Consider the following 4,570-nt stretch of genomic DNA (forward strand, 5'->3'; position numbering starts at 1 on the left):
AGAAAAAATATTTAAATTATTTAAAATAAAAATAGATTTGTGTAGTACACAAATCTATTTTTATTTTCTTCCAAATCCTTGTCTAAATCAAGGATTTAGAAATTTTGTTCTATAAAGATGAGATTAAAAAAAATAAAAATTTTATCTATTATATCTTTTTATGTAAACAATGCTAGTCTATCTTACATAAATCTTGTCAATACAAGAAATGTTTAAATAATTTTCTTACAAAAAAATAGTAAAAAGATTTGATTTTTTATCTTTTTTATTTATAACATAATTTCATTACTTGCCTTCGTAGTTCAATGGATAGAACAACCCCCTCCTAAGGGGTAGATGTAGGTTCGATTCCTTCCGAAGGTATGTTATTGTTGAATTATTTATTTTAATATATTAATTAAGCCCATGCTAAAACAATTACATGATTTTATAAAACCTTTTCAAAGGCATGAAAAAGATAATGGTTCTCCAGAAGTGCAAATTTCTTCATTAACTTTTGAAATAACTTCTTTACAAAAACATCTTAAAGAACATCCACAAGATGTAGATGCAAAAAGAAGTTTGTTAAAAAAAGTAGCTAGAAGAAGAAAATATTTGAAATACTTGAAACAAAATGAATTGGATAGATTTACACTTGTTTCCAAAAAACTTAAACTTAAAGTTTAAATTGTATTTTTGAAAAACCAATATTTTAACTTTTGAAAAAAGGATGTTTTTTTAACTTTTATAATTTTATATTTTAATTTATATTTTTAATGGATTTAAATAGCTTTTTGGAAAAAATCCAGTCTAACGAAATTACCGTTCCCAAAATAAAAGAGGGGAATAAGGTAAAATGAGTTGTTGTAAAAAAAACTGAAAAAGGTTTTTTAATTAGTTGTGAAAACGATACTTTTACAGGTTTGATATTACCAAAAGAAGCGAAAAACTTGGAAAGAAATGGTACTGATTTATCTGATTGAGTAGAACTTGAAGCAGAAATAATAAATCTTGATACTATAGATGAAGAAGGTTATTATATAGTTTCTATTTCTAAACTTATTCAATATGATATATGGAAATGAATTCTTAGTAAGATTAGAACTGACCAAACTATGACTGTAATACCAAGTGAGGCAAATTTAGGTTGATTGTTGGTAGATATGCATTGAATTAAGTGATTTATTCCTCTTTCTCAACTTGCTCCTGTTAACTATCCTAGAGTAGAAGATTGAGATCAAGAAAAAATATTTGAACAATTACTTTTACTTATGTGAAAAGAGTTTAAAGTAAGAGTTATAAATGTTGATGAAGAAAATAAAAGACTTATTTTCTCTGAAAGAGAAGCATTGAGAGAAGAAAAAGATCAAATTATGGAAAATCTTGGTGTATGAGAAGTATATGAATGAACTATTAGTGGTGTTTCAAGTTATGGTTTATTTGTTACAATTTGATGATGAATAGAAGGTTTGGTACATGTATCTGAAATTACTTATGGTCATGTTGATAATATAGAAAGATTTTGAAAAATAGGTGATAATGTTTGAGTAAAAGTAATTTGATATGAAGATGGTAAAATATCTTTATCAATAAAGAAATTAAAAGAAGATCCTTGGAACTTAATTCCTAAGAAATTTAGTATAGGTGATGTTGTTGAATGAGAAGTTATAAGATATGTTCCTTATTGAGTTTTTATAAGAGTTTATGATGATATAAATTGATTAATTCATTTAAGTGAAATTACATCTAAACAAATTTCTAATCCAGCAGAAATTCTTAAACTTTGACAAAAAGTAAAAGCTAAAATAATTCTTATGGATCCTTCCAAAAGAAAAATGTGATTGAGTATGAAAGTTTTGGAAGAATGAGCAAAAAATAATTCTACTAAAGAAAATAAACAAGAAGCTAATTCACAAAAAGTAGAAAAGAAAATAGTTTACAAAAAAAATAAAGAATAAAAAATATTTAATTTGATTTTTATTTAATAAAAGAACACTTGATTAGTGTTTTTTTATTTGTATAAATTAATTTTTATTATTGAAATAATTTTTATATGAAAACATCACATATACCAAATAATCCTTGAGTTTATATGTTTAAAGCAAAATCATGAAAAATATTATATATTTGAAAAGCTAAAGATTTGAAAAAAAGGGTAGAGCAGTATTTCAATAAAAATATTTGAGTATGGAAAGAAGATATGATTTCAAAATCTTTTACTATAGATTTTTATATAACTCAAACTGAACAAGAAGCTTTAATTTTGGAAAATAATTTAATAAAAAAATATCAACCAAGATATAATACTTTACTTAAATGAGATAATTCTTATACATATATAAAAATTACAAATGAAGATTTTCCTAAAATAATTCTTACAAGATTTAAAGATAATGATAATGCTATATATATAGGCCCCAAAACATATAGACAAGATTTAAAAAAAATATTACAATTTCTCAGACAATTTTTTCTTTTTAGAAATTGTAGTAAAACACAATTTAAACAAGCTAAATTATGTTCAGATCATACTTTTTGACTTTGTGCTGGTTGGTGTAATAAATCTTTGTATTTAAAAAATTGACAGTACCAAATTGATCCAAATAAAACTTTTTTAAATCAAGAAATACAAAAAAATAGAGAAGAACTTGTTGAAATGTATAATAATAATATGAAATTGATAATAGATTTTTTTAATTGAAAAACTGATTCTGTAGAAAATAAAATTCTTGTTAAAATGCAAGATGCTATTGATAAAGAAAATTATGAACGAGCTTGATTTCTTAGAGATATTTACAAAAATATTAGAAATTATACTCAAAAACAAACAATAGAATTATCTTACCCTATAACTTGATATTTTTATAAAATTTCATATGTATGATCTTGGTATATTTTTGTTTTCTTAAAATTTTATAGATGAAAACTTGTAGATATTGTAAAACATAAAGAAAATGAAAATGATGCTAATTTCTCTTTACTAAAAGAAAAATTTGAATGAGAATTTGATAAAATGTATACTATAAAGAAAACAAAAGATATTCGTATTGCTTGTTCTTATGATGTTTTTGTAAATGATAAAGAAAATTTGAACAAATCTTATGATGATATAATTTGATTATTGGATAATATGATTCAATCATTGATCATCTCTACTAGTATGGAAAAAGAAAATTTAATGAATGATATATTGAAAAATATACAAGATAAATATTTTCTAAATAATTATCCTTACAACATAGAATGTCTTGATATATCTCATTTTTCAGGTTCATGGATAAGTGGTGGTATAAGTAGTATGTCTTGTTGAATATTATCAAAAAAAAATTATAGAATGTACAAAATAAACAGTATAGAAAAATGAAAAAGTGATGATTACAAATCAATAAAAGAAGTTTTGATAAGAAGGTTCAAAAATTCATCTTCTCCGTGGCCAGATTTATTTATTATAGATGGTGCTAAAGGTCAAATATGAGTAATAAAAGATCTTGTACAAAAAGATAATTATTTTTGAGAAGTTTTTGAAAAAGTTGATTTCATAAGTATATGAAAATGAATAGCTAGGAAAGTTTCAAACAAAATTATTTGAGAGAAAGAAAAAATTTTTGTTTTATCTAAAAACTTGTCAATAAAGTCTTACGATTTAAATTATGATGAATCTGATAAATTACTTGTAAAAATAAGAGATGAAGCTCATAGATTTTCAAATAAATATAGAAAAAAACAAATGTCTAATGAATGGAAATATTAAAAAACATAGTGTTTAACACTATGTTTTTTGTTTTATATTAATTAAGCACAAGCATTAATGAATATGTGAAGGAAGGTTTAACACTATGTTTTTTGTTTTATATTAATTAAGGTGTTCATGCTCATCAAGTAGCAGTAGCTATAACAGAGAATATAATACTTACTATGAACCAAGCAACTCACATAAGTATAAGTCAAATTGCAGCTTGTTTAAGTATAGTAAATCATTTACCATATTTTTCTTCATTACCAGCAGCAGTAACCATTTGGAAAGCTCACCAAAGAAGTACTATTAATGCTATTAAAGACATAATTCATAAAACCCAATTTACAAATGATTTAACAACACCCAAAAAACTTTCATCAAATTGAGATCATGCTCATTCAACTCAAACACCACCTGCTTTTTCATTAGATCCTCAAAACGTATCACCTATACTTTGACTATAAACTGGTAAAAGTCATGAAAGTGTTAAAATAGACATAGATAAAAATAAAGTAAATTTCTTAATCATCTTCAATAAATTATAATAAATAAATAAATGTAATATTATTATACAAATATTTTTCAATAATTCAAGTAATTTTTATGTAATTTTTATTTTTTTTAATAAAACTAAACTGTTTCTATAAAATTATAGTATAGAGTTTTTATAATATTTTTTATATTTAAATATATATTAAATTAAAATAATTCTATGAGATAAATTAATTTTTGCAAATTTCTATCTGACAATAAATCTTTTTTTGATTGATAAAAATCATTTAATTGTCATTCCAAATTATTAATTTGTAAATTTTCTAATATTTCATATAATGAATGTATTTTTTTTGTATCTTT

At 22.6% G+C, this 4,570-nt stretch carries 4 protein-coding genes and 1 tRNA gene; 4 read left to right on the forward strand and 1 reads right to left on the reverse strand.

Annotated elements, in window-relative coordinates:
• The first annotated feature begins 291 nt into the window (after positions 1–291).
• The 4 genes from VAMP_RS04720 to VAMP_RS07160 all read left to right on the forward strand — a co-directional run bounded on the left by VAMP_RS04720 (position 292) and on the right by VAMP_RS07160 (position 3,730).
• Positions 292–363, forward strand: a tRNA-Arg gene (locus tag VAMP_RS04720).
• A gap of 42 nt (positions 364–405) precedes the next feature.
• The gene (rpsO, locus tag VAMP_RS04725; RefSeq protein WP_213349799.1) at positions 406–666 is read left to right on the forward strand and encodes a 30S ribosomal protein S15; all 261 of its coding nucleotides are present in this window, start codon (positions 406–408) and stop codon (positions 664–666) included.
• An 89-nt stretch (positions 667–755) separates the two neighbouring features.
• Positions 756–1,937: a S1 RNA-binding domain-containing protein gene (locus tag VAMP_RS04730; RefSeq protein ID WP_213349800.1), complete on the forward strand. Its 1,182-nt coding sequence runs from the start codon at positions 756–758 to the stop codon at positions 1,935–1,937.
• A 95-nt stretch (positions 1,938–2,032) separates the two neighbouring features.
• Positions 2,033–3,730, forward strand: a complete 1,698-nt coding sequence (locus tag VAMP_RS07160; protein ID WP_213349801.1) for a GIY-YIG nuclease family protein — start codon at positions 2,033–2,035, stop codon at positions 3,728–3,730.
• A 106-nt stretch (positions 3,731–3,836) separates the two neighbouring features.
• Here the strand turns inward: VAMP_RS07160 and VAMP_RS04740 are convergent, their stop codons facing one another.
• Positions 3,837–4,244: a pilin gene (locus tag VAMP_RS04740; protein ID WP_213349802.1), complete on the reverse strand. Its 408-nt coding sequence runs from the start codon at positions 4,242–4,244 to the stop codon at positions 3,837–3,839.
• Positions 4,245–4,570 lie beyond the last annotated feature (326 nt).

Source organism: Candidatus Vampirococcus lugosii, assembly GCF_018420025.1.
Taxonomy (GTDB): domain Bacteria; phylum Patescibacteriota; class Gracilibacteria; order Absconditabacterales; family Absconditicoccaceae; genus Vampirococcus; species Vampirococcus lugosii.